The sequence below is a fragment of the Ochrobactrum teleogrylli genome (assembly GCF_037482325.1).
Taxonomy (GTDB): domain Bacteria; phylum Pseudomonadota; class Alphaproteobacteria; order Rhizobiales; family Rhizobiaceae; genus Brucella; species Brucella teleogrylli.
On the sequence record NZ_JBBHKQ010000001.1, the window covers coordinates 785041 to 804272 of the forward strand.

Consider the following 19232-nt stretch of genomic DNA (forward strand, 5'->3'; position numbering starts at 1 on the left):
CAACGAAACAACTTTGGAATGGAATTATTTACTTTGAGCCATTGTATTTTTCAGGAGACGTATTTCTCTCTGCCATCACCAAACCAGATAAAAACTACTTTGAAACTGTGAAAGTGTTTCAGTTCGTAGTGCATTGTATGCAACGGCGCATTACGCGATTCTGACGATATATATATTTAGTCAACATTGTCCACAGAGCCCGTTATTGGAGCTTGCCTCCGACCTTGAAGGCGTTTCTCAAACACAACTATACTGTCATAAGTCGTGATGGATCGTGTGGTTTTTGTGAACGGGGAAACTGGCAAAGCTCCACGAGCATGAAAAGCATTTATATCGTCGAGACGATCTTTAACAAACTCCATGAAGCTATCGGAGCGTTTCAAACCACCTTCATATTCCTCCCAATAGCAGGTATGTGTATCTTCGACAAAGTAGCAGCCATTTTCTGAAATACGAGGGTAGAGATATTCAAATGATGCAATCATGTGTCGCATCATGTGACTTCCATCGTCCAAAATAATATCTATATTCGGATACTTTTTGAGAACAGAATCTAGAAGCACCTGGTCATCTTGGCTGCCAATAAATATCTCTATACCCACTTCTTCATGCATTTTGCAGGACGGGTTGATATCTATACCAACAATTTTTGCCCCTGGTCCGAAATATTCCTTCCACATTGCTAGCGAGCCTCCACCAAACACGCCAATCTCGACGATGGTGGGCGACTTCCCTCTAAAACGCTCAAAATGATGTTCATAAATATCAAAGTAGTGCGTCCACTTATGGAGGCGCCGACCGCCATTTGCTAAAAAATATTTATGTAAAAACCCGTCTGACATTTTCACCTCAGGTAAAGCGATTTTTGGAGCATCTCACAGACCAACTGAAGCCGCAATCGTGATCCGGGTTCAGCTTTCGCATTTTAATTCTATAACAGAAGCGGCCGCCAGCTTAGTGATATCCGACTTTATTAAACCATTTACTTCGCCAGAACTGAAATGTCCTGCGAGGATTTGATTTCGTCGGCGGATGCACAAAACTCTGGCTTGCTGTCATCACTGCCTTCGGCGAGAAACAGGCCAAAACGCGCGCCGAAGGCCACAAGAACAGCTGCTTCGCGCAGATCGGCCTGCTCGTCGCTCAGCTTTTTGTCTGTATCTTTGATGACGTCTTCGATTTTCCTGCGGAATGCTTCATGATCGAGCTCATGCCCATCACAGAGCCTGACGATGGCCGCCTGATAGGCGAGATTGTTCAGGCTTGCGAATTGCTTCGTCGTCAGAAATTCGCCTTCGCCCTTGGCCAAAGCGTCCCATGCGGAATGAAGCCGATGACTGGTCGAGTCTTCAGCCATAGCCACTTTTGGGAAGGCCGCAAGCAATGCAGCGCCCATTAAAAAATGATAAAATTTCATAATATGTCCTAATTGCCGAACTGCGAATGGGTCGTGAGGCCCGCATAATGTCCGTTTGCAAGGTAACAGGCCCGCTGCGCAGGATAACAGGTGATGCCGTTGCTCAGGCGGTAAGGTGGCGGCGCATAATAAGGTTGTGGCGGCGGAGCATAAACATCGTGAGGACGGTTGTTGCCATTGTCGGCAATGGCGGCGGCAATCGCCAGTCCGAGAATCCCTGCGGCAACGGCAGCACCAGCATGATCGTGATGATGAAAACCATGGTCATGACCGAAAGGCGGAAAATCATGGTCATGATGGCCCCAGTGGTCATGATCCCAGTCATGACCGAACGCGACCTGCACGGGCAACGCCAGTGCAAGCACCATCATGCTGGCAAGCAGCTGCGTTCTTCGCTTCACGATCATAATCGATCCTTTCTGATAAAGCGGTTTGTTCCAGTGAAAGGTTTTCGTTCTGTCGAGCGCCCCCTGCTCAAGCGACGGCCAGCGTCTATATCGGTGAGGGATAGCGACGTCTGGTGGGGATAATTCCGCCAAAACCTTCGCATATGCGACTTTTTTCCGTCGTAAACAGAATGACGGTCTGGCAACCCTGAATTGCGCCCGCTGTATAATTTCACCGCCTCCGCCAGATTTTTCTTTCAATATAAGAATTGTTTAATCCAACGATTTAATTGATCTGGAATACCCGTTTCAACGAGACAGCTTTACTTCGAACGTCGGTCAGGCGGTTATCGCGTTAGACCCTGATTTAATTCCGCAATTCGATATTTCACCAAGATCTAACAATAAAGAATTCGACTTAATAGAGATAGCTGAGGCAATCGCACTGACAATACATGTATGTCCCTAATATGCGGTATTTTTGTCCCATCTTGCGTTTTGAGGGACAAATTTGATAGAATAGGTCCGCGCTTGGGAGTAGTAGGAAACAGTTGGATGCTTAAAAAGTGCGTAAGCTTATGCGCATGCAAAGTTGCCAGCTGATAATTGTCGCAGTTGGGGGCACATGAAGAGCGGCCATTACATATCGGCGGATATGGTTGACGAGAAAATCCGCAATGATTTCTGGCGGGACACGTCATCCATCATCTATGAGGTTTCGCCAACGCTCGAAAAAGGCGACAAAGTCATGAGCGGCTCCGTCCGCTCGCGTCTGTTCGGCGACATGGTGGTCGGCAATACCACATTCAGCAGCCAGTTCTGTGATCGAACGCCGAAAATCATCGCGAGAACGGATCTCGACCTTTATCTGCTGCAACTGGTTCTGGCTGGCGACTACCGGGGCGACTTCAACGGCAAGAATGTCGATGTGAAGCCGGGCGACATATTCATTCTCGATCTGACGCAGGTGTTGACCAGCAAGAAAGAGGCTGGCGCACGCGTGACGCTGGCCATTCCGCGCAAGGAACTCAACAAGGCCTTTCCGGGCAAGAACCTGCACGGTCTCGTGCTGCCTTCCAACATTGCAACCAACAAGATCCTGTTCAATTTCATTCTGACACTCGACCGGATCATCGATACGATCGACCAGAATGATTATCCTGAAATTCAGGAATCCCTGATGGTTCTGCTGAAAGCGGCGATCAACAGGCAGGCTTTCACATTGGAAGAATATCTTGCCGTCAGCCAACCGCTGCGTCAGCGCGTGCTCGACCATATCGACGCGAACCTGGCTGATCCGAACCTTTCGCCAAAGAGCATTATGCAACAGTTCAAGCTGTCGCACTCTCATCTCTATCGCGCGTTTGAACCTGACAACGGTGTCACAAAGCTGATCCGCAACAAGCGGCTCGACCTTGCTTATCGACGCCTCATCAATGATGGCGGACGACGGCTAAGCATGAAGGAAGTCGCCTATGCCTGCGGCTTTTCAGACCGCGCGCAATTTACCAAATTCTTCAAGGAGCGGTTCGGTATAGCGCCGCAGGATTTGAAAGGTTTTCCAAAATCACCGGATCACAATCCGGCTACGTCGTTCACATTGCACACCTTTGTTTCCGAGCGGATTCGGCAGCAGGGTTCGGAAGAATAAACCGGATAGAGAGCGAACCGGCGCTTATGCACCGATCAGCAGCTTCCATGCGATTGCCCACATTACAAAAGCAATCAAGCCCTCCAGCATACGCCAGGCGGACGGCTTGGCGAAAACCGGGCGTAGCCAGCGCGCACCAAATCCCAGCGAAAAGAAAAATACGAACGAAGCCGTGATCGCGCCCATAGCGAATGCGCTTTCGAGGCCCGGAAACTGGGTAGAGATCGTGCCCAGCAAGACAACCGTGTCCAGATAGACATGCGGATTGAGCCAGGTCAGAGCGAGGCAGGTGGCAATGGTTTTCCCCAAGCCTGTTGCCTGACCGTTGCCGGTCGAAAGCGCCGTTGACGATGTGATTGCCGAATAAAGGCTTCGCGCTCCATACCAAATCAGAAAAGCGGCACCGCCATAGCGCATGACCGGATCGATTGACGGCAGCGCCGCCGCGATCTTCTGAAAGCTGGTGATCCCTAGCGTGATCAGCACCGCATCCGAAACGGCGCAGACAAGACTGACCGCGAAGACATGCTCGTCGCGCAGCCCCTGCCGCAGAACAAAAGCGTTCTGCGCGCCGATGGCTACAATCAGGCTGAGGCCCATGGTCAGGCCCGTCAGATAAACGGAGAAATTCATTTCGGCTCGCTACGGAGTATGGCGCCAGATGCCACGCAAATTGGAATGGTTGATAGCGCTTGGATACAGACCTCGTCTGGATTAGTATAGTTAAAGATACTAACTATAATTAAGATAAACTAATGATCGATTATTCCGCACTTCGTGCCGTTGCGATGGTCGTGCAAACCGGCAGCTTCGAGAAAGCGGCCCGCGCGCTGAATGTGACACCGTCTGCCATATCGCAACGGGTGAAACATCTGGAGGAGCGGCTTGGCACGGTGCTTATTTCGCGCGGGACGCCTTGCACCGCGACCGAAAAAGGCGACTGGCTTTGTCGCCACATCGAACAGGTGGGTATGCTGGAACGCGAGTTGCTGGAAGAACTGCCCGCCCTTGCCGGGCCGGACGACCTGAAGCAGCGCGTCACGCTGAACATCGCCACCAATGCCGACAGTCTGGGAACATGGTTTTTGAAAGCCATTTCCGCTTTTACTAAAGGTTCCGAGCATCTTCTTAACATCGCCGTGGATGATCAGGATCACACAGCCGAATGGCTTCAGCGTGGGCGTGTTCTGGCGGCTGTGACCTCTCACGCGAAACTGGTGCAAGGCTGCCGTATCGTTCCGCTCGGCACGCTGCGGTATCACGCAACCGCATCGCCGGATTTCATGGAACGATATTTCAAAAATGGCGTGACGCCGGATGCGCTTGCCACTGCGCCAGCCTTGACTTTCAACCAGAAAGACCGGCTACAGGAGCGCTGGATCAAGGACAACCTGAAGGCGGATGTCAATTGCCCGACGCATTGGTTACCTTCTACGCAAGGATTTGTCGAAGCGAGCCTTGACGGCATGGGCTGGGGTGTAAACCCAAACGTGCTGGTGAAGGACCACCTTGCATCCGGCCAGCTGGTCGAACTTGTAGCCGACACACCGCTCGACGTACCGCTCTATTGGCAGGTCAATCGGCTTGCGGCTGATCGGCTCTCCGATTTGACGCAGCAGGTTGTCGCAACAGCGCGGCGCGAACTGCTGCAGAACACCGCCTGATCCGTTACCAGCCTCCGCACGTCGATCACCATCAGTTTTATTGAACGTGAGCGGAGATTGAGCGAATGCTGTTTTATGAAAATTCTGGCTCTCATAGCGGCTGCGGTCGTGCTTTTGTTTCTCGGCTGCTATTTGCAGACGCATTTTGCCGTGCCGTAAAAGACGCATGAGCCAGCGAAAAAGGCAGGATCAATGATCCTGCCCCGTTTGCGCTACGCCTGCGGCCTCCTCGCAGACCCTGACATGTTCTGCCAGAGCGTCGAGAGGTAGAAAGGCGCTTACCGTACAGATATCGCGCTTCTGAAACTTTGGCAGTTCCTGAAGCTCCTTCAGACGGATAAGAAGTGTGCCGCGGTTCATGGAAATATCCCTCCATTATCGCCCCCGCACGTTATAGTAAGCACTTCCAGACACGATTTGCCGGAAATGCTTTGAAGATCAGGCTGCCCGCACCTTTTTCTTCAAGGGAAGCTCGATATCGACTTCCAGTGTCGACATCTGATCTCCCCGATCCATCTTCACGCTGACCTTGTCGCGATCGATCTGGATATGTTTGGCGATCACCGCCAGAATTTCTTCCCTCAGCACAGCCACAAGATCGGAATGTCCCTCGGACGCTCGCTCATGCGCCAGCAGAACTTGCAGACGTTCGCGCGCCAAGGGCGCCGATGCCTGCTTGGTGAAGAAACGAAATAGGCTCATGCCGCTCTCCTTCCGAAAATTTTGCCCAGAAGGCTGCGCTTTTCGGATGGAACAGTCATCGGCACTTCTTCGCCCGCCAGACGGCGTGCTGCATCCAGATAGGCCAGAGCCGGCGCACTGCGCTGGTCGGCAAGCGTCACTGGAGAGCCGATATTGGATGCGCGCAGCACATCCTGGCTTTCAGGGATGATGCCCAGAAGCGGGATAGACAGGATTTCAAGAACGTCTTCAACTTTCAGCATGTCGCCGCGTTCGGCGCGGATCGGGTCGTAGCGGGTCAGCAAAAGATGCTTTTCCACCCGTTCGCCGCGCTCGGCCTTGAGAGTCTTGGCGTCGAGAAGGCCGATAATACGGTCGGAATCGCGCACCGACGACACTTCCGGATTGGTCACCACAACGGCCATGTCGGCATGGCGCATGGCAAGCGTCGCGCCGCGCTCGATCCCGGCCGGGCTGTCGCAGATGATCCAGTCGAATTCCTTCTTGAGGTCTTCGATCACACGATCAACGCCCTCGGTGGTGAGGTTGTCCTTGTCGCGGGTCTGGGAGGCGGGCAGCAGATAAAGCGTGTCGAGACGCTTGTCGCGGATAAGCGCCTGCGGCAGCTTCGCATCGCCCTGAATCACATTTACCAGATCGAACACCACGCGGCGTTCGGCACCCATCACCAGATCGAGATTGCGCAAGCCGACATCGAAGTCGATAACGACAGTCTTTTCACCACGCTGCGCAAGAGCGGCGCCGATGGCTGCGGTGGATGTCGTTTTGCCAACGCCACCCTTGCCGGAAGTTACAACAATTACTTTTGCCATATTGGTCTCCTGTAGCTCCCGCACGCCTTATGAGAGTATTGCCCGCCCAACCGGACATGATTTCTTTTCAATAAATTCGATCAACCGAGCGTTTCGGCCATCATGTAATCGCCATCGAGCCAGAGCTGCACCGCCTGACCGCGCAACCGGGCTTCCATGTCTTCAGCCGTCTTGTAGAGGCCGTCGATTGCAACCAATTCCGCTTCCATCTTGCGGCAGAAAATGCGCGCGTTGGAATTGCCTGCCGTCCCGGCCATCGCACGACCGCGCAGCGCGCCATAGACATGGATCGAACCGCCCGCCACCACTTCCGCACCAGAAGCCACCGAACCGACAACGGTAACGTCGCCATCCGGGAAATAGATGGACTGGCCGGAGCGCACAGGCTCCGTTACCACCATCGAAGGGACGGCCTTCACCAGTTGCACATTGGCGGGTGCTGCGGTTGCAGCCGGCTTTGCCGGGGCCGCAGGCTCGCTCACCTCGGGATTGAAATCCGCGGCCACCTGCCCGCCACGCAGCGCTGGCGGCATGCCAGGACCGAGAAGCGAAGGACGCGCATTTTCAAACCCCGTGATCCAGACACCGCGACCTGCAAGATCTTCCAGTAGCTGAACCAGCTGCATCCGTTCGATAACCAGATTCTCAAGATCAAGCACGACTGGCCGGTTCAGAAAGAACCCCGCCGAACGCGCGGCAAGATCGTCTAGCCTATCCAGCCAGCCATCCAGCGGCAGTTCAGGCGAGAGCACCAGCGCAAGAAAGGAGCGCCCTTTCAAACGGATCGGACGGGATTGTGTTAGCACTTGATTCATCTTGGTTAAAAAACGGTTTACTCGGTCTATATGCGGAATGGTTAACAGATGGTTAATTTTTGGCTGACGTCCTGACATGTAACCCCTCCGACGAAGCGAAGGCGCGCTAGCATGAAGCCGGACCCGCTGCTGCATGCATTCCAAGACGTGGCCAAGCTGCGGTGCACCTCGCGCACCAATCGACTCAACTGGCTTAAACGTACCCGAAGAATAGGGCAACAGCCGGGCTTTTCGGCGTCTTCCACAGAAGAAAGCGCTTCAGATTTACGATTAAATCCCAATCAAATGTGACGCTGCGTAACGTCTTAAAACGTGACTGCGATTTTTATACGAACTGAAGGGTAACGCGCGTTGCAACTCAAAATGCGCGGACCGAAGCCAGCATATTCGATTGTTACGATTCTTGGGAAAAACTGATGGTTCCTGGATAAGGAACCGCCTCGCGTTTGGGCGGGGGGCTTAGGGGCGCGAGGCGGGCGAGCTCTCAGGAGTGCACGCAGGGAAAAAATGGCGACTAAAGACCGATTCTAAAACCAACAAAGGGTTCCAGTCTGAAAGATTACGTGATCAGAACGGATAATTATCCCACTTAATTGGGAGGGCGATCTGGTTAAACATCCGAGATCATAAGGCTTTTTTTGAAACTCTTATTGAGTCAGAGTTTTTATAGTCCTGTCTAAATTTCCACCGCGCAAGCCTATCGCATCAGTGAAATTTGAAGACTGATTCCTTAAATCCGTCGGCGCGAACCTAATCACACCTGTTCCAAAATGGAAATAGCAATCTCGGAGAATTGCGGGGTACAACTGCGAAGCGCACTCAAATGACAGCTTCACACAGGTGCCGTGGTTCCACTCCGCCTCACGGCAATTAGATAGTCCATAAAATATATCAAATATTAGCCAAAGTTTTGTTCGGCTGGGAGCCACACAGTGTGGGCGAGTACGACCCGAGATCAGTCGAGACCCAACCGCTCATCAGCAGGAGACCCGGCAACTACTCAATTAGCTTCATGGATTTCAGTATTTTCTGAAATTTATAGAGTTTTGTCGGGGGCTTGCTTTTAGAAACTCCCACATTATTGTGTGCTCCACTTGGAGGAGGGAGTGACCGCCCCAGCGCGCTAGACCGCTGCGGGGCGGTTTCTTTTTTAGCCCTTTAAAAAATGCATAGCTGCCCTGCAGCATGTCCTCTTGTAAACCTCTGACCGCGCACCTATTTTCACGTTGTTCGGTTTCACTCCTCCTCCCAGAAACCGGACACGAAGCGCGATACTCCTCCTCCCAATCGCGCTTTACCAATCAGCCCGTTGCGCACTCCTCCTCCCAGCGCGACGGGCTTTTTTGTATCTCCAGACAAAGCTAAAACAGTCGCAGCTTGCGCATATGAAACGCTTCGGCATAGGTTTCCGGCGCGCGACATTCCATACCGCGCAATCGCGCCAATCCGCGAAATGTTTCGGGGTCGAACCAGTCCTTCGAACGTTGTGTGCCGAAATGCTTCATCAAAAGCTCGACCTTGTGTTCCATGATCGCCGCCGAAAGGGCCGAATAGGCATTGGGCTGGCCGAGGTCGCCATCCCATTTCGGGATTTCATATTCGAGGATCAGCTGGTCGCGGAAGAGGTTCCAGGTCAGTTCGTTGACTGTGCGGTGATCCTGATGCGCGTCGCCGTGGCGGTGGGTGAAAACAATATCCGGCGTCTGGCGGCTGCGTTGTTCGATCAGCCACGCCTTGATCTCGCGGATCTGCGCCGGGAAATAACTGTCCTCAAACGCCGCAAGCCGGATGCCGGGATTTTCCGTACCGCGCAGAAAATCGCGCGCTGAAGCCTCCGCCTCGGCGCGTCGTTCTCCACTGCCCGACAACACACACCATTCGATGTGCATCGGCGTTCCCGCTTCGATCAGACTGAGGAGCGTTCCCCCGCAACCGATTTCGATATCGTCCGAATGCGCGCCCAGACATAAGAGCTGAAGCGGCCTGCCCGGATTGGCGAGAGAACGCAGGTCGATCATAACGCTATGGCGATGTTGGCTGCGCGCTGCTCCGCCTTGTGTTTCTTCCAGGGCATATCGCCCTTCTCGACCATGTCTTCCAGCGTCTGCCAGTCGCGCAGCGTATCCATTGAACGCCAGAAGCCCTCATATTTATAGGCCATCAGTTGATTGTCGGCGATAAGACGGCTGAACGGTTCCAGCACCAGCTCTTCGCCCTCTCGCATGTAATCGAAGATTTCCTTGCGGAAGAGGAAATAACCGCCATTGATCCAGATATCAGAGGTGTTTGACGTCCGAAAAGCCCGCACGTCCCCGCCTTCGGCGATATCCGCCAGATGATAGGTCAGCGGCGGACGCACGGCGAGGAAGCAGGCTATCTTGCCGCTCGCCTCGAAACGCCGCGTCATGTCGTCGAGATCGACATCGCTCAGACCATCGCTGTAATTGGCGAGGAACATGTCCTCCTTCTCGACATGGGCACGCGCGCTCCACAGGCGCTCGCCGATATTGCGCCAGATGCCGGTGTCGAGCAGGGTCACGCTCCAGTCGCGGTCCACTTCCTCCAGCAATTCGACATTGCGCCCGCCATTGGAGACGACGCAATCGGCGAAAGTCTGCGGGCGGATCGTCAGAAAGAAATCCTTCACGACATTGGCCTTGTAACCGAGACAGAGGACAAAGTCGTTGTGGCCGTAATCGCTGTAATATTCCATGACATGATGCAGGATCGGCTGGTGGCCGAGCGGGATCATTGGCTTGGGCACATTTTCCGAATATTCACGGATTCTGGTTCCAAGACCGCCGCAAAACAGAACGACTTTCATGACTAACGCTCCTCTGCAATCAGAGCTGGATCGATCAATCGGACATGAGGAATGGGGATAATGAATTTCGCGCCCCATTCGACCACGTGCTGCATCTGCCGGATGATCTCATCCTTGAAATTCCATGGCAGGATGAGGATGTAGTCCGGCTTGTATTTGTCTATCGCCGATACGTCATAGATCGGGATATGCATGCCGGGCGTATAGCGCCCGTGCTTGTAGGGATTGCGGTCCACGGTGAAATCCAAAAAATCCGTGCCGATGCCGCAATAGTTCAGAAGCGTGTTGCCCTTGCCCGGCGCGCCATAACCGCTGATGCGCTTGCCCGAATTCTTGGCTGCAATCAGGAAGGACAGGAGATCACGCTTGGCGTGACGGGTCTTTTCCGCAAACTGTTCATAGGTCGCGATATCGGTGAGACCGAAGCTCTCTTCCTTCTTGAGAAGGGCCGCCACCCGGGGCGACGCCTTGCGCTTGCTGCCGGTGCGCGCCAGATAGACCCGCAGCGATCCGCCATGGGTCGGCACTTCCTCGACATCGATGATCTTGAGGTGGTGCCTGTGCGCCATGAAGCGGATGGTCAGCAGCGAGAAATACGAGAAATGCTCGTGATAGATCGTGTCGAACTGGTTGAGCTCGATCAGATTGGCAAGATGCGGAAATTCCAGCGTGATGACACCTTCGGGTTTCAGCAGAAGCTGCATACCGCGCACGAAATCATTCAGATCGGGCACCTGCGCCAGAACATTGTTGCCGATAATGAGATCGGCGCTTTGATTAGCACCGAGCATTTCCAGCGCCAGTTTCGCGCCGAAGAAATCAACCCGGGTTGGCACGCCCTTGGCGATTGCGGCTTCCGCCACATTGGCCGCAGGTTCTATGCCCAGAGCCGGAATGCCCTTTGGCAGGAAATGCTGCAGCAGATAGCCGTCATTGCTGGCGACTTCCACCACGAAACTGTTCTCGTCCAGTTCCAGCCGTTCGGTGATCGCGTCGCAATAGGCTCTGGCGTGATCCACCCAGCTTGTCGCAAAGGACGAGAAATAGGCATATTCCGTGAAAATCTCGGCGGGCGAAAAATACTCCTTCAGTTGCACGAGATAGCAATGATCGCAGACCAGCGCGTAGAGCGGGTAATAAGGCTCCATGCGGTCCAGCTGATCGGCGGCAACGAAACTTTCGCAGGGCGGCGACATGCCCAGATCCACAAATGTGTGTTTAAGCCGCTTACCGCACAGGCGACAGCCGGTCCGCTCTTGCGTCATGCTTTTGCTCCGCGAAATATCCGGTGTCTGGATGGTCATACACACCCCCTCGGCTCTGGCCCTCACAATGGCCGCCACTACTCTGGTCCCCAAACTACTAAGCGGTCTAAAGATTGCCGAGACTGCCATCTGGAGCGCGGCGCACATACCATTGGGCGCAGCCATCACCGAACGAATACTGCCAATCCTCACCCGGCTTGCGTCATAGGGCGGGCAAGGGTGTAGGCCGCTCGCCCATCCGGGGGAAAGCCCTACGTCGGAAGGTGAAGATCGTCCCTCCAAGAAGGCTCTACCGGGCGCTGACCACGCTGTCAGAATGTCGGCAGGCGGAAACGGGGCGCTCCATATGCGGTTTACTTCTCTGAACATTGATGGCGCATGGTCTATCGAGCCGGAACGGATGGAGGACGAGCGTGGCTGGTTTGCGCGGGTTTATTCCGAAACAGCTTTTGCCGAACGGCAGATGGAAACGCACTATCCGCAACACAGCCTTTCCTTCTCGCGTGAGAAAGGCACGCTGCGCGGCTTGCACTACCAGCATGACCCGCATTCGGAGACAAAACTCGTCACCTGCCTGCAAGGCACGGTCTGGGATGTGCTGGTCGATATACGCCCCAAATCGCCCACCTATATGCGCTGGGTTGGTCTGGAGCTTTCGGCGGAAAATGGCGTGCAGCTTTATATACCGGAAGGCTGCGCCCATGGATTTCAGGCGCTTACCGATAATGTCCTCATTCGCTACATGATCTCACATCCCTACACGCCGGATCATGCAACGGGCCTGCGCTATGATGATCCGGCGCTCGGCATACCGTGGCCGAACCAGCCGAGCGTGATTTCGGACAAGGACCGCTCCTGGCCACTGATCTAGGCCCACTACTTCAACTCGATCAGCAATCCGGCATCGCGCAATCTCTCCGCAGCCCCGGCGAGCGTTGCGAAAGGCAATTTCGACCGTTCGGCCATGTCGAGAAGTGACGCGCCGCCGTCGGCCAGATTAAGAACCCAGAGCATGGCCATCGCTTCCTGCGCGGCACGGCTGTCACCGCCGGTCTTGCCGTACAGCCCACGGCGACCCAGTTGCGGCTCGCCCTTGGGCGAGGTGTTGAGCGGAATCCAATTTCGCTCCGCTATATCAATGACCTGCATGATGAGATTGAAGGATTGCTCAAGACATTCCGGCTTGATGAAATCCAGATTATCCGCTGAGGTATGATATTCCGAGAAAGTGCCATAAAGGCTGCGTTGAAACATGCCGACCGGCAGGTTGAACCCCGGCGAGCAGAACTGCCTTTCATCATATCCATAGGGCCAGAAATCATGCATTGTCGCCCCGGCCAGACCGGACTGCGCGAGCACCTGCCCCATGATCCGGTCGATCGCCGCGTTGCCACGACGGCTGCGCTTGTAATTCGGCCCCCCATCATCGCCAACGCAGGACAGGACCAGACCGTGACTGACACGGTCAAGGTGCGGTTCGTTCTCTCTCAACCAGGCAAGCGCGCCGAATGTCGCCGGGCCGAACAGGAAGCGATAGGTCAGCCGCGTGGAGCGCGCTTTAAGCGCCGTCCCCAGAAGCGTCAGCAATGCCAGACCTGAGCAATTGTCATTGGCAAGCGATGGGTGACAAAGATGCGCGGAGATCAGAAACGTCTCGTCCGTTGTTCCGCGATGCGTGAACTCCCCGAACACGAGCGCACCATCGCGCCGCTCGGCGTCGATAACCACGTCATAGTCTCCCTCGGCCATTGCCAGAAAGTCGGCATGCGCCATGCAGAAACCCCAGTCCTCCGCATGATAACAGGTGCGGTAGGGAATGAGGTCCGGCTGATCGGGCAGCGTGTGAATGTGGCCTCTCAAGGCTTCGAGCGAAAGCCTTGTTCGTACAGGAATGCTGAAGTTCACCACATGCAGATTGTGCCGTGCAAAATCGACAATCCGCTGGCCGTTGCTGTTCGCAATATAGGCTTCGCGGATCACCCATTCCTGCGGCGCTTTCCAGTCGAAAAGCGGGGTGCCGGTCGGCACCTCGTGAATCTCCAGCGGCAGATGCCTGCCAATAATGGCGAGCGTGTCCCGCACGCCCTCACCCGTCAGACTGCGGCAGATAGGATAAAGCTGCGCGGCCAGATCATAGATCGCCTGCCCGTCTGGAGACCGGTGCATGTCCGTGATTGCTGGCCGCGCATCCATCATGCGATCGCTCTGAGCGGCGGCTGCATAAGCTCCACGCGCCGCAGATCGCTGTCGAGAACACCTTCCTCCAGAAGCTTGCGAATATGGGCGATGCGCTGGAACCGAGGCCCTTCGAATTCTTCAAGCGTCAGGGTCGAGCGGCTATAGGCTGCCAGAAGCTCTTCCGCCCCCGCCGCCGCATCCCATTGCGGCTTTGCGTTGGGCAGAACCCGCGCCAGCTTCTCGAAGCTGACACGGTAGGACCGTGTATCCGGGCCGGCATCTTCGGCAAATTCGATCCGGCAATCGGGCACCGTCTCGGCGACAATGCCCGCAATGTCACGTATACGGTAATTGTGTTCGGTGGAGCCGACATTGAAGGCTTCATTGAAGACCTTTTCGCGCGGCGCTTCCATGGCCGCCATGAAGGCTCGGGAAATATCGCGAATATGCACGATAGGCCGCCATGGCGTGCCATCTGATTTCAGATAGATCAGCCCCTTGGTCACGGCCCAGGCGACAAGATTGTTCAACACGATATCGAAGCGCAGGAAAGGCGACACGCCATAGGCCGTTGCGGGTCGCAGATAAACCGGGCAGAAATTCGCATCGGCCAGCTCACGGATTTCCTGCTCGGCGCGCACTTTCGAGCGGCCATAGGCCGTCACCGGCTTCAACTCGCCGGTTTCGTCGATCAGATCGGCATCGCTGATGCCATAATTGCTGCATGACGAGGCAAAGAGAAAACGCCCCACGCCCGCACGCTTGGCGGCTTTCGCCATTGCCACGCTGGCGCGGTGGTTGATGTCATAAGTCAGTTCTTCATTGAGGTTGCCCAGCGGATCGTTCGACAGCGCGGCCAGATGAATGACTGCATCGAAACCTTCCAGATCACGCGGCGACACATCGCGCACGTCCTTGCGCAGCGTCGGTACATGAACAACCGCACCACCTTCTTCGAACAGGCAATGTTCGTAAAGACCGATATCGTAGCCCGACACCTCATGGCCCGCATGAACGAGGATCGGCACCATGACCGATCCGATGTAACCCTGACTTCCGGTAACCAGCACTTTCATAGTCGTTTCCTCTGCATCCCCAATAATCCAAGTTAATCACGCAGCAGTGGGGGTAGCGATTTGACCGAAGGCATATCCGGTTAAAGACAAGCGGGGTGCACGGCAGCGGAAGGGCGTAGCGCTTACCCCTTTCGGTTAAGCGCAAATCGGCCCGGCTTACCGATCAGCAATATCCAGTCTCCGTCCCCGCCCGCATTCTTTTCCGATGGGGTGCGAAAGGTCAGCGTCTGGCCATCTTCCTGCGGCGTGGCCGCTTGTATCCCTACCCCGGAAGATGGGTCGATCCAGACGACATCATTTCCTGTTTTCACTGCGGCCTTGCGGACGGAAAAGCTGTCCCCTTCGCCGTAGATCACCGCTCCGGCCCCACCGGCAAACGATGCGGCATAGAGGTTTCGCGCATTGGTAATCTGCCCGCTGCGGTCAGGCTCAAGATCGGTCCATGGCAGCACCGCAAACAGCTTTCGCAGAACCGTCATCGACCGCGCACCCGGACTGTTCAGCTCTTGCCGCCAGTCCCGATCGGAGTCGAACACGCCCGGCCCGCCAAAATGCCAGATCGGACTATTGCCGAAGAACTGCCCGACCGCTCCAGCCAGCAGCGCGCCATAAGCATTCAGGCGTATCATTTGCGCAGTCGTTCCATGCTCATTCTCGTAGAGCGTCTCAATCAGAATGACCGGCATTCGATTGGCTTTGGTCTGCGCAAGCACGGAACTATGAACATCGTCATAGTCATAGACGGTGTCGATAGAGAGCCATTTGGCGTCGGACCAGATTTCGGCGGTGTTGGTGTTGCGGCGCGTATGAACGGTTTGCAGGGCATCCGGCAAAACGGCCGCGATGCCGTCGGCCACGCGGGACACCAGCCTTTTATCCGGCGCATCAAAATCGCCGCCCAACACCCAGACAATATTGGTATATTTGGCGAAGCGGCGCGCCACCGCCTCGCCATAGGCGCGCATCCGTGCCGGTCCTGCGGCTTCGATTTCCAGATACCAGCCCTGCCCACCACCATTTGCGCCGAGATAGGCCGGGGCCAGCAGAACCACAAAACCAAGCGCCTGCGCCCGCTCGATGACCCATGCGGCATGGTCGAAGTAGCGCGGATTGATCGCGCCAAAAGCTGCATCTTTAAACGGCTTGTCGCCATAGGCACTGGCAGGCGGATTGCTGGAAAACTGATGCTCCAGTAGATTGACCAACAGGGTGTTGAAGCCGCGTTTGCGACGGTCTTTCAGGTAGAGCTCAACGTCATCGCGTTTCAGCTGGACGATCAATGACCATGCGGTGTCGCCCTGCATCAGAAATGGCTTGCCGGATGCATCTTCAAAATAGCGGTGGTTTTCGCTGACATGGATCGGCAGCTTGACCTCGGGTGCGGCTTGTGCCGGCCCATTCAGCATCACAAATGCGAGCAGACCTGCCAGCATCCCTCTCATAGCGTCGAGGGCGGACATATATTCGCGCTTTCATTGAAGCGGCGATAGACCACCTGCGATGGGCGTCCGATCAGATAGGCCCCGACACCGTCATTCAGCGCCCGCGCATAGATAGAAAGAGCGCCGTCAATCGCGTCGACAGTCTTCGCTATATCGTCATCGCTATGGGTATAGCTGACCACCAGCGAAGGCATCAGGACGCCGCGCCGGATGGTCTCCTGGAGAAACAGCGAGCGGAACGCCTGCGACGGCGCGCCGTTTTCGTCAAGCGTTGCATAGGCAAGACAGCTGGCGCGTCCAACGGTGCTGACATAGTTGCTCAAGCCATGACGGGTGATCGCCTCGTTCATTCCATTCGCGAGCTTGGAACCCTGTTCATACAGGTGCTCGATAACCGGTTCATCGCGATAAACGGCCATGGTCGCCATGGCAGCGGCCATAGCGTGGGTCTCGGCACCATGCGTGGTCGACAGCAGAAACACACGCGGAAACTCGGTCTGACTGAGGCCGCCGAGCTGCATATATTCCGCCTTGCCTGCAAGCGCCGAAATGGCGAAACCATTGCCGAGCGCCTTACCAAAACAGGAAAGGTCCGGAACAATGTCATAGAGTTTCTGCGCGCCCTGTCTGTGCCAGCGGAAGCCGGTGATCATTTCATCGAGCACGAATAGCGCACCATTTTCATGGGCAATGCGCATTGCCTCATGCAGAAAATTGTCCTTTGGATCTTCGGCACGCGCTGGCTCCAGAATGATGGCCGCAATACGCCCCGGATAATCCTCAAACAGAGCCTTTACGCTGGCATGGTCATTATAGCGGAAGGTCGCTGTCAGGGCCGAAACGGATGCCGGAATGCCCGCGTTCATCTTCGTTGTCCCGATGAACCAGTCATCGGTGGAAAAGAACGGGTGGTCCGCACAGCAGGCGATCATGTCGCGCCCGGTATAGGCCCGCGCCAGACGCATTGCGCCCGATGTAGCGTCAGAACCATCCTTGCAGAACTTGACCATCTCGGCATTGTCGATCAATTCGAGAAAACGCTCCGCGCAATCCACTTCCATCGCGCTCGGGCGGGTGAAATTGCACCCATCCTCCAGCGCATCGCGCACGGCCTTCAAGACCGGCGGATAGGCGTGACCCAGCCCCACCGCCCGGTTGCCCATGCCATATTCGATATATTCATTGCCATCGACATCGAAGACATGCGAGCCGCAACCGCGTTGGATAAAGCCCGGGGCGAGGACCGGATACTGGTCGTCGCCCTTGGCATAGGTGTGGCAGCCGCCGGGTATAAGCGCATGGGCTTTGCTACCCAGCAATTGAGAATTGCGAAACTGCGATGTGAACAGATTCATGGCGAATACCTTCGTTTGCTCGGCAGCCGGTCAGGCTGCGGACCATCCCGCATACATTCGTTCCCTTATCCGGCGCAGCCAGTTCTTGACCGGCTGCGGCAGGCGGCTGCGCAAATTCTTGTGCAGCGCATTCGGCATGGACCATTGCGACAGCGCCAGCGGCGGCGCGATTTCCGGACGGTCCCGGTGCAGCTTATGCAGCAGGTCTACGTAAGCGCGCCCAACAATATCGCTGTCGAAAGTCGAAGTGACTTTCTGCACTGCCGCTTCCGCCATGCGATTGCGCAATGGCAGATCACCTGCAAGCCGGTCGATCTGCTGTGCCGCCCGCCCGCAATCGCCAATGGGAAAAAGCATCCCGTCTTCGCCATCAGTGATAATCATGTCAGTGACACCCGCAATGCGCGATACGATGGCCGGACACCCCTGGCTCATCGCTTCCATAAGCGTCATCGGGCACCCCTCATAACGCGAAGGCATGACCAGCGCATCGTGCTGGCTAACCAGCCATGACACATCGGAGGGCGCGACCCATCCGGTAAAGCTGACCTTGTCGCCAAAGGGCTCAAGCTTGTGGCGCAGCGCTTCCAGGTCTGGCCCATCGCCTGCAACCGTCAGATGATAATCGCAGCTGAGCCGCCGCAAAATGCCCGGCAGCCAGAACACACCCTTCGAACTGTCGTCTATACGACCCAGATGCAAAAGCCGGATCGGCTTTCCATCTGCATTACGCGATGGGGCGCGCCCGATATGCGGATCGCGGCTCAACCCGTTCGGGATGACCAGCGTTCGCGACGCATCGAAACCGTAGCCGCGAACAAGATCGTCGCGGCAGCGGTTGGAGACGCCGACCGTCGCATGAACATGATCGCGGATTGCGCGTGCCGCCTCGTAAGTGCCGGGCGTGATGCTGTGGACGATCATGATGCGCAGAATATCGGCAGGCAGATAGCGGACGAGATTGGTTTCGAAACGCTGCGACAGCACATTGACGAAGACAGCATCGAACCGATTATCGCGCAGAAAATCCACAATGCGCTTTGCGCGGGTTTCTTCATCGAGAACACCCATCCGGTCAATGGCGTCGCCCTGCCGCTCGGCATCCTCCAGCCCCTGCCCTTCCGGCACGTTGACGGTATCGCCCGCAGCCCCCGTTGCAAGCCAGCGCAGTTCAATGTCCGAGCGCGCCAGTGACGCACGCATCCGCGTGAAAACCGAATAGGTCCCGCCTATGTGCGGGCGCACGAAGTAGGCACATTTCATCGTAAACACCCCCTTTAGAGCGGCTCCATGTCACTTGAATAGGGGTGCCGCTCTAAATGTCTTTTCGTCCGCATTTCCAACGCAAAACCGCTTCGCACTTTTGCTGGAAATGCTGGTTTTCCGTCGCATTATCCCGCGCAAAACCGCTTCGCACTTTTGCTGGAAATGCTCGGACCCCGGAAACCAGACTTCGAGGGAAAATGTCCCTCGAAGCCTTGTTCCGGTATATCGAGGGGGCAAGTTGATATACCGCTGCCAGTGTATCGAATTTGCAGGCGGGCGCATTCTGGCCATGAGGGGTAAGAGAGGTATGCTCCATCCTACATTAGACGATGGGCTTCCCCCTTCTGCCAGTTTTCCCGCGCGGTGATCCCAGAGTACC

Annotated in this window: 19 protein-coding genes; 3 read left to right on the top strand and 16 right to left on the bottom strand. The window is 55.6% G+C overall.

The window, feature by feature from the left end; translation table 11 throughout:
- Positions 1-176: 176 nt before the first annotated feature.
- The 3 genes from WIX40_RS03695 to WIX40_RS03705 all read right to left on the bottom strand — a co-directional run bounded on the left by WIX40_RS03695 (position 177) and on the right by WIX40_RS03705 (position 1824).
- Positions 177-842, bottom strand: coding sequence for a class I SAM-dependent methyltransferase (locus WIX40_RS03695; protein WP_339438551.1), 666 nt, complete (start codon positions 840-842; stop codon positions 177-179).
- A gap of 140 nt (positions 843-982) precedes the next feature.
- Positions 983-1417, bottom strand: coding sequence for a hypothetical protein (locus WIX40_RS03700; protein WP_339438553.1), 435 nt, complete (start codon positions 1415-1417; stop codon positions 983-985).
- An 8-nt stretch (positions 1418-1425) separates the two neighbouring features.
- Positions 1426-1824 (bottom strand): hypothetical protein, encoded by a 399-nt coding sequence (locus WIX40_RS03705; protein ID WP_339438555.1) that lies wholly within the window; start codon positions 1822-1824, stop codon positions 1426-1428.
- 604 nt (positions 1825-2428) lie between these two features.
- Between WIX40_RS03705 and WIX40_RS03710 the strand changes: the two genes are divergently transcribed.
- Entirely contained in the window at positions 2429-3454 is a 1026-nt protein-coding gene (locus WIX40_RS03710) for a helix-turn-helix domain-containing protein (protein WP_140023625.1), read from the top strand.
- A gap of 24 nt (positions 3455-3478) precedes the next feature.
- Here WIX40_RS03710 and WIX40_RS03715 read toward each other — a convergent pair whose 3' ends face one another.
- Positions 3479-4087, bottom strand: a complete 609-nt coding sequence (locus WIX40_RS03715; RefSeq protein WP_339438558.1) for a LysE/ArgO family amino acid transporter — start codon at positions 4085-4087, stop codon at positions 3479-3481.
- A 122-nt stretch (positions 4088-4209) separates the two neighbouring features.
- Between WIX40_RS03715 and WIX40_RS03720 the strand changes: the two genes are divergently transcribed.
- Positions 4210-5118, top strand: a complete 909-nt coding sequence (locus WIX40_RS03720; protein WP_339438560.1) for a LysR family transcriptional regulator ArgP — start codon at positions 4210-4212, stop codon at positions 5116-5118.
- Positions 5119-5307: 189 nt separating this feature from the next.
- Here the strand turns inward: WIX40_RS03720 and WIX40_RS03725 are convergent, their stop codons facing one another.
- The 7 genes from WIX40_RS03725 to WIX40_RS03755 all read right to left on the bottom strand — a co-directional run bounded on the left by WIX40_RS03725 (position 5308) and on the right by WIX40_RS03755 (position 11575).
- Positions 5308-5478, bottom strand: coding sequence for a hypothetical protein (locus WIX40_RS03725; RefSeq protein WP_167836099.1), 171 nt, complete (start codon positions 5476-5478; stop codon positions 5308-5310).
- Between the two features lie 78 nt (positions 5479-5556).
- On the bottom strand, positions 5557-5820 hold the full coding sequence (gene minE, locus WIX40_RS03730) for a cell division topological specificity factor MinE (protein ID WP_109367679.1): 264 nt from the start codon (positions 5818-5820) through the stop codon (positions 5557-5559).
- Positions 5817-6632: a septum site-determining protein MinD gene (gene minD, locus WIX40_RS03735; protein ID WP_109367680.1), complete on the bottom strand. Its 816-nt coding sequence runs from the start codon at positions 6630-6632 to the stop codon at positions 5817-5819. The genes minE and minD overlap by 4 nt, the downstream gene beginning before the upstream one ends.
- Before the next feature lie 80 nt (positions 6633-6712).
- Entirely contained in the window at positions 6713-7447 is a 735-nt protein-coding gene (gene minC, locus WIX40_RS03740; protein ID WP_109367681.1) for a septum site-determining protein MinC, read from the bottom strand.
- 1361 nt (positions 7448-8808) lie between these two features.
- Positions 8809-9465 (bottom strand): PIG-L deacetylase family protein, encoded by a 657-nt coding sequence (locus tag WIX40_RS03745; RefSeq protein WP_121538748.1) that lies wholly within the window; start codon positions 9463-9465, stop codon positions 8809-8811.
- A complete protein-coding gene (locus WIX40_RS03750) occupies positions 9462-10271 on the bottom strand; it encodes a sugar phosphate nucleotidyltransferase (RefSeq protein WP_121538746.1) in 810 nt (269 codons plus the stop codon). The genes WIX40_RS03745 and WIX40_RS03750 overlap by 4 nt, the downstream gene beginning before the upstream one ends.
- 2 nt (positions 10272-10273) lie before the next feature.
- Entirely contained in the window at positions 10274-11575 is a 1302-nt protein-coding gene (locus tag WIX40_RS03755; protein WP_339438567.1) for a class I SAM-dependent methyltransferase, read from the bottom strand.
- Positions 11576-11882: 307 nt separating this feature from the next.
- Between WIX40_RS03755 and rfbC the strand changes: the two genes are divergently transcribed.
- Positions 11883-12407, top strand: coding sequence for a dTDP-4-dehydrorhamnose 3,5-epimerase (gene rfbC / locus WIX40_RS03760; protein WP_171319014.1), 525 nt, complete (start codon positions 11883-11885; stop codon positions 12405-12407).
- Positions 12408-12412: 5 nt separating this feature from the next.
- On the opposite strand, the gene WIX40_RS03765 is transcribed toward rfbC, so the two are convergent.
- The 5 genes from WIX40_RS03765 to WIX40_RS03785 form a co-directional block, all read right to left on the bottom strand.
- Positions 12413-13732 (bottom strand): DUF4910 domain-containing protein, encoded by a 1320-nt coding sequence (locus tag WIX40_RS03765; protein WP_339438570.1) that lies wholly within the window; start codon positions 13730-13732, stop codon positions 12413-12415.
- On the bottom strand, positions 13729-14790 hold the full coding sequence (locus WIX40_RS03770) for an NAD-dependent epimerase/dehydratase family protein (RefSeq protein WP_109367687.1): 1062 nt from the start codon (positions 14788-14790) through the stop codon (positions 13729-13731). The genes WIX40_RS03765 and WIX40_RS03770 overlap by 4 nt, the downstream gene beginning before the upstream one ends.
- 122 nt (positions 14791-14912) lie before the next feature.
- Complete coding sequence (locus WIX40_RS03775) at positions 14913-16250, bottom strand: glycoside hydrolase family 140 protein (protein WP_371834116.1); 1338 nt, start codon at positions 16248-16250, stop codon at positions 14913-14915.
- Positions 16229-17587: a glutamate-1-semialdehyde 2,1-aminomutase gene (locus WIX40_RS03780; RefSeq protein ID WP_339438574.1), complete on the bottom strand. Its 1359-nt coding sequence runs from the start codon at positions 17585-17587 to the stop codon at positions 16229-16231. The genes WIX40_RS03775 and WIX40_RS03780 overlap by 22 nt, the downstream gene beginning before the upstream one ends.
- Positions 17588-17617: 30 nt before the next feature.
- Positions 17618-18850 carry a glycosyltransferase family 4 protein gene (locus WIX40_RS03785; RefSeq protein WP_339438576.1) on the bottom strand — a complete coding sequence of 411 codons (1233 nt, stop codon included), beginning with the start codon at positions 18848-18850 and terminating at the stop codon, positions 17618-17620.
- Positions 18851-19232: the final 382 nt, after the last annotated feature.

Coding starts and splice junctions, on each gene's coding strand:
- WIX40_RS03695 (WP_339438551.1), bottom strand. CDS start 842: ATGTCAGACGGGTTTTTACATAAATATTTTTTAGCAAATGGCGGTCGG.
- WIX40_RS03700 (WP_339438553.1), bottom strand. CDS start 1,417: ATGAAATTTTATCATTTTTTAATGGGCGCTGCATTGCTTGCGGCCTTC.
- WIX40_RS03705 (WP_339438555.1), bottom strand. CDS start 1,824: ATGATCGTGAAGCGAAGAACGCAGCTGCTTGCCAGCATGATGGTGCTT.
- WIX40_RS03710 (WP_140023625.1), top strand. CDS start 2,429: ATGAAGAGCGGCCATTACATATCGGCGGATATGGTTGACGAGAAAATC.
- WIX40_RS03715 (WP_339438558.1), bottom strand. CDS start 4,087: ATGAATTTCTCCGTTTATCTGACGGGCCTGACCATGGGCCTCAGCCTG.
- WIX40_RS03720 (WP_339438560.1), top strand. CDS start 4,210: ATGATCGATTATTCCGCACTTCGTGCCGTTGCGATGGTCGTGCAAACC.
- WIX40_RS03725 (WP_167836099.1), bottom strand. CDS start 5,478: ATGAACCGCGGCACACTTCTTATCCGTCTGAAGGAGCTTCAGGAACTG.
- minE (WP_109367679.1), bottom strand. CDS start 5,820: ATGAGCCTATTTCGTTTCTTCACCAAGCAGGCATCGGCGCCCTTGGCG.
- minD (WP_109367680.1), bottom strand. CDS start 6,632: ATGGCAAAAGTAATTGTTGTAACTTCCGGCAAGGGTGGCGTTGGCAAA.
- minC (WP_109367681.1), bottom strand. CDS start 7,447: ATGAATCAAGTGCTAACACAATCCCGTCCGATCCGTTTGAAAGGGCGC.
- WIX40_RS03745 (WP_121538748.1), bottom strand. CDS start 9,465: ATGATCGACCTGCGTTCTCTCGCCAATCCGGGCAGGCCGCTTCAGCTC.
- WIX40_RS03750 (WP_121538746.1), bottom strand. CDS start 10,271: ATGAAAGTCGTTCTGTTTTGCGGCGGTCTTGGAACCAGAATCCGTGAA.
- WIX40_RS03755 (WP_339438567.1), bottom strand. CDS start 11,575: ATGACCATCCAGACACCGGATATTTCGCGGAGCAAAAGCATGACGCAA.
- rfbC (WP_171319014.1), top strand. CDS start 11,883: ATGCGGTTTACTTCTCTGAACATTGATGGCGCATGGTCTATCGAGCCG.
- WIX40_RS03765 (WP_339438570.1), bottom strand. CDS start 13,732: ATGATGGATGCGCGGCCAGCAATCACGGACATGCACCGGTCTCCAGAC.
- WIX40_RS03770 (WP_109367687.1), bottom strand. CDS start 14,790: ATGAAAGTGCTGGTTACCGGAAGTCAGGGTTACATCGGATCGGTCATG.
- WIX40_RS03775 (WP_371834116.1), bottom strand. CDS start 16,250: ATGTCCGCCCTCGACGCTATGAGAGGGATGCTGGCAGGTCTGCTCGCA.
- WIX40_RS03780 (WP_339438574.1), bottom strand. CDS start 17,587: ATGAATCTGTTCACATCGCAGTTTCGCAATTCTCAATTGCTGGGTAGC.
- WIX40_RS03785 (WP_339438576.1), bottom strand. CDS start 18,850: ATGAAATGTGCCTACTTCGTGCGCCCGCACATAGGCGGGACCTATTCG.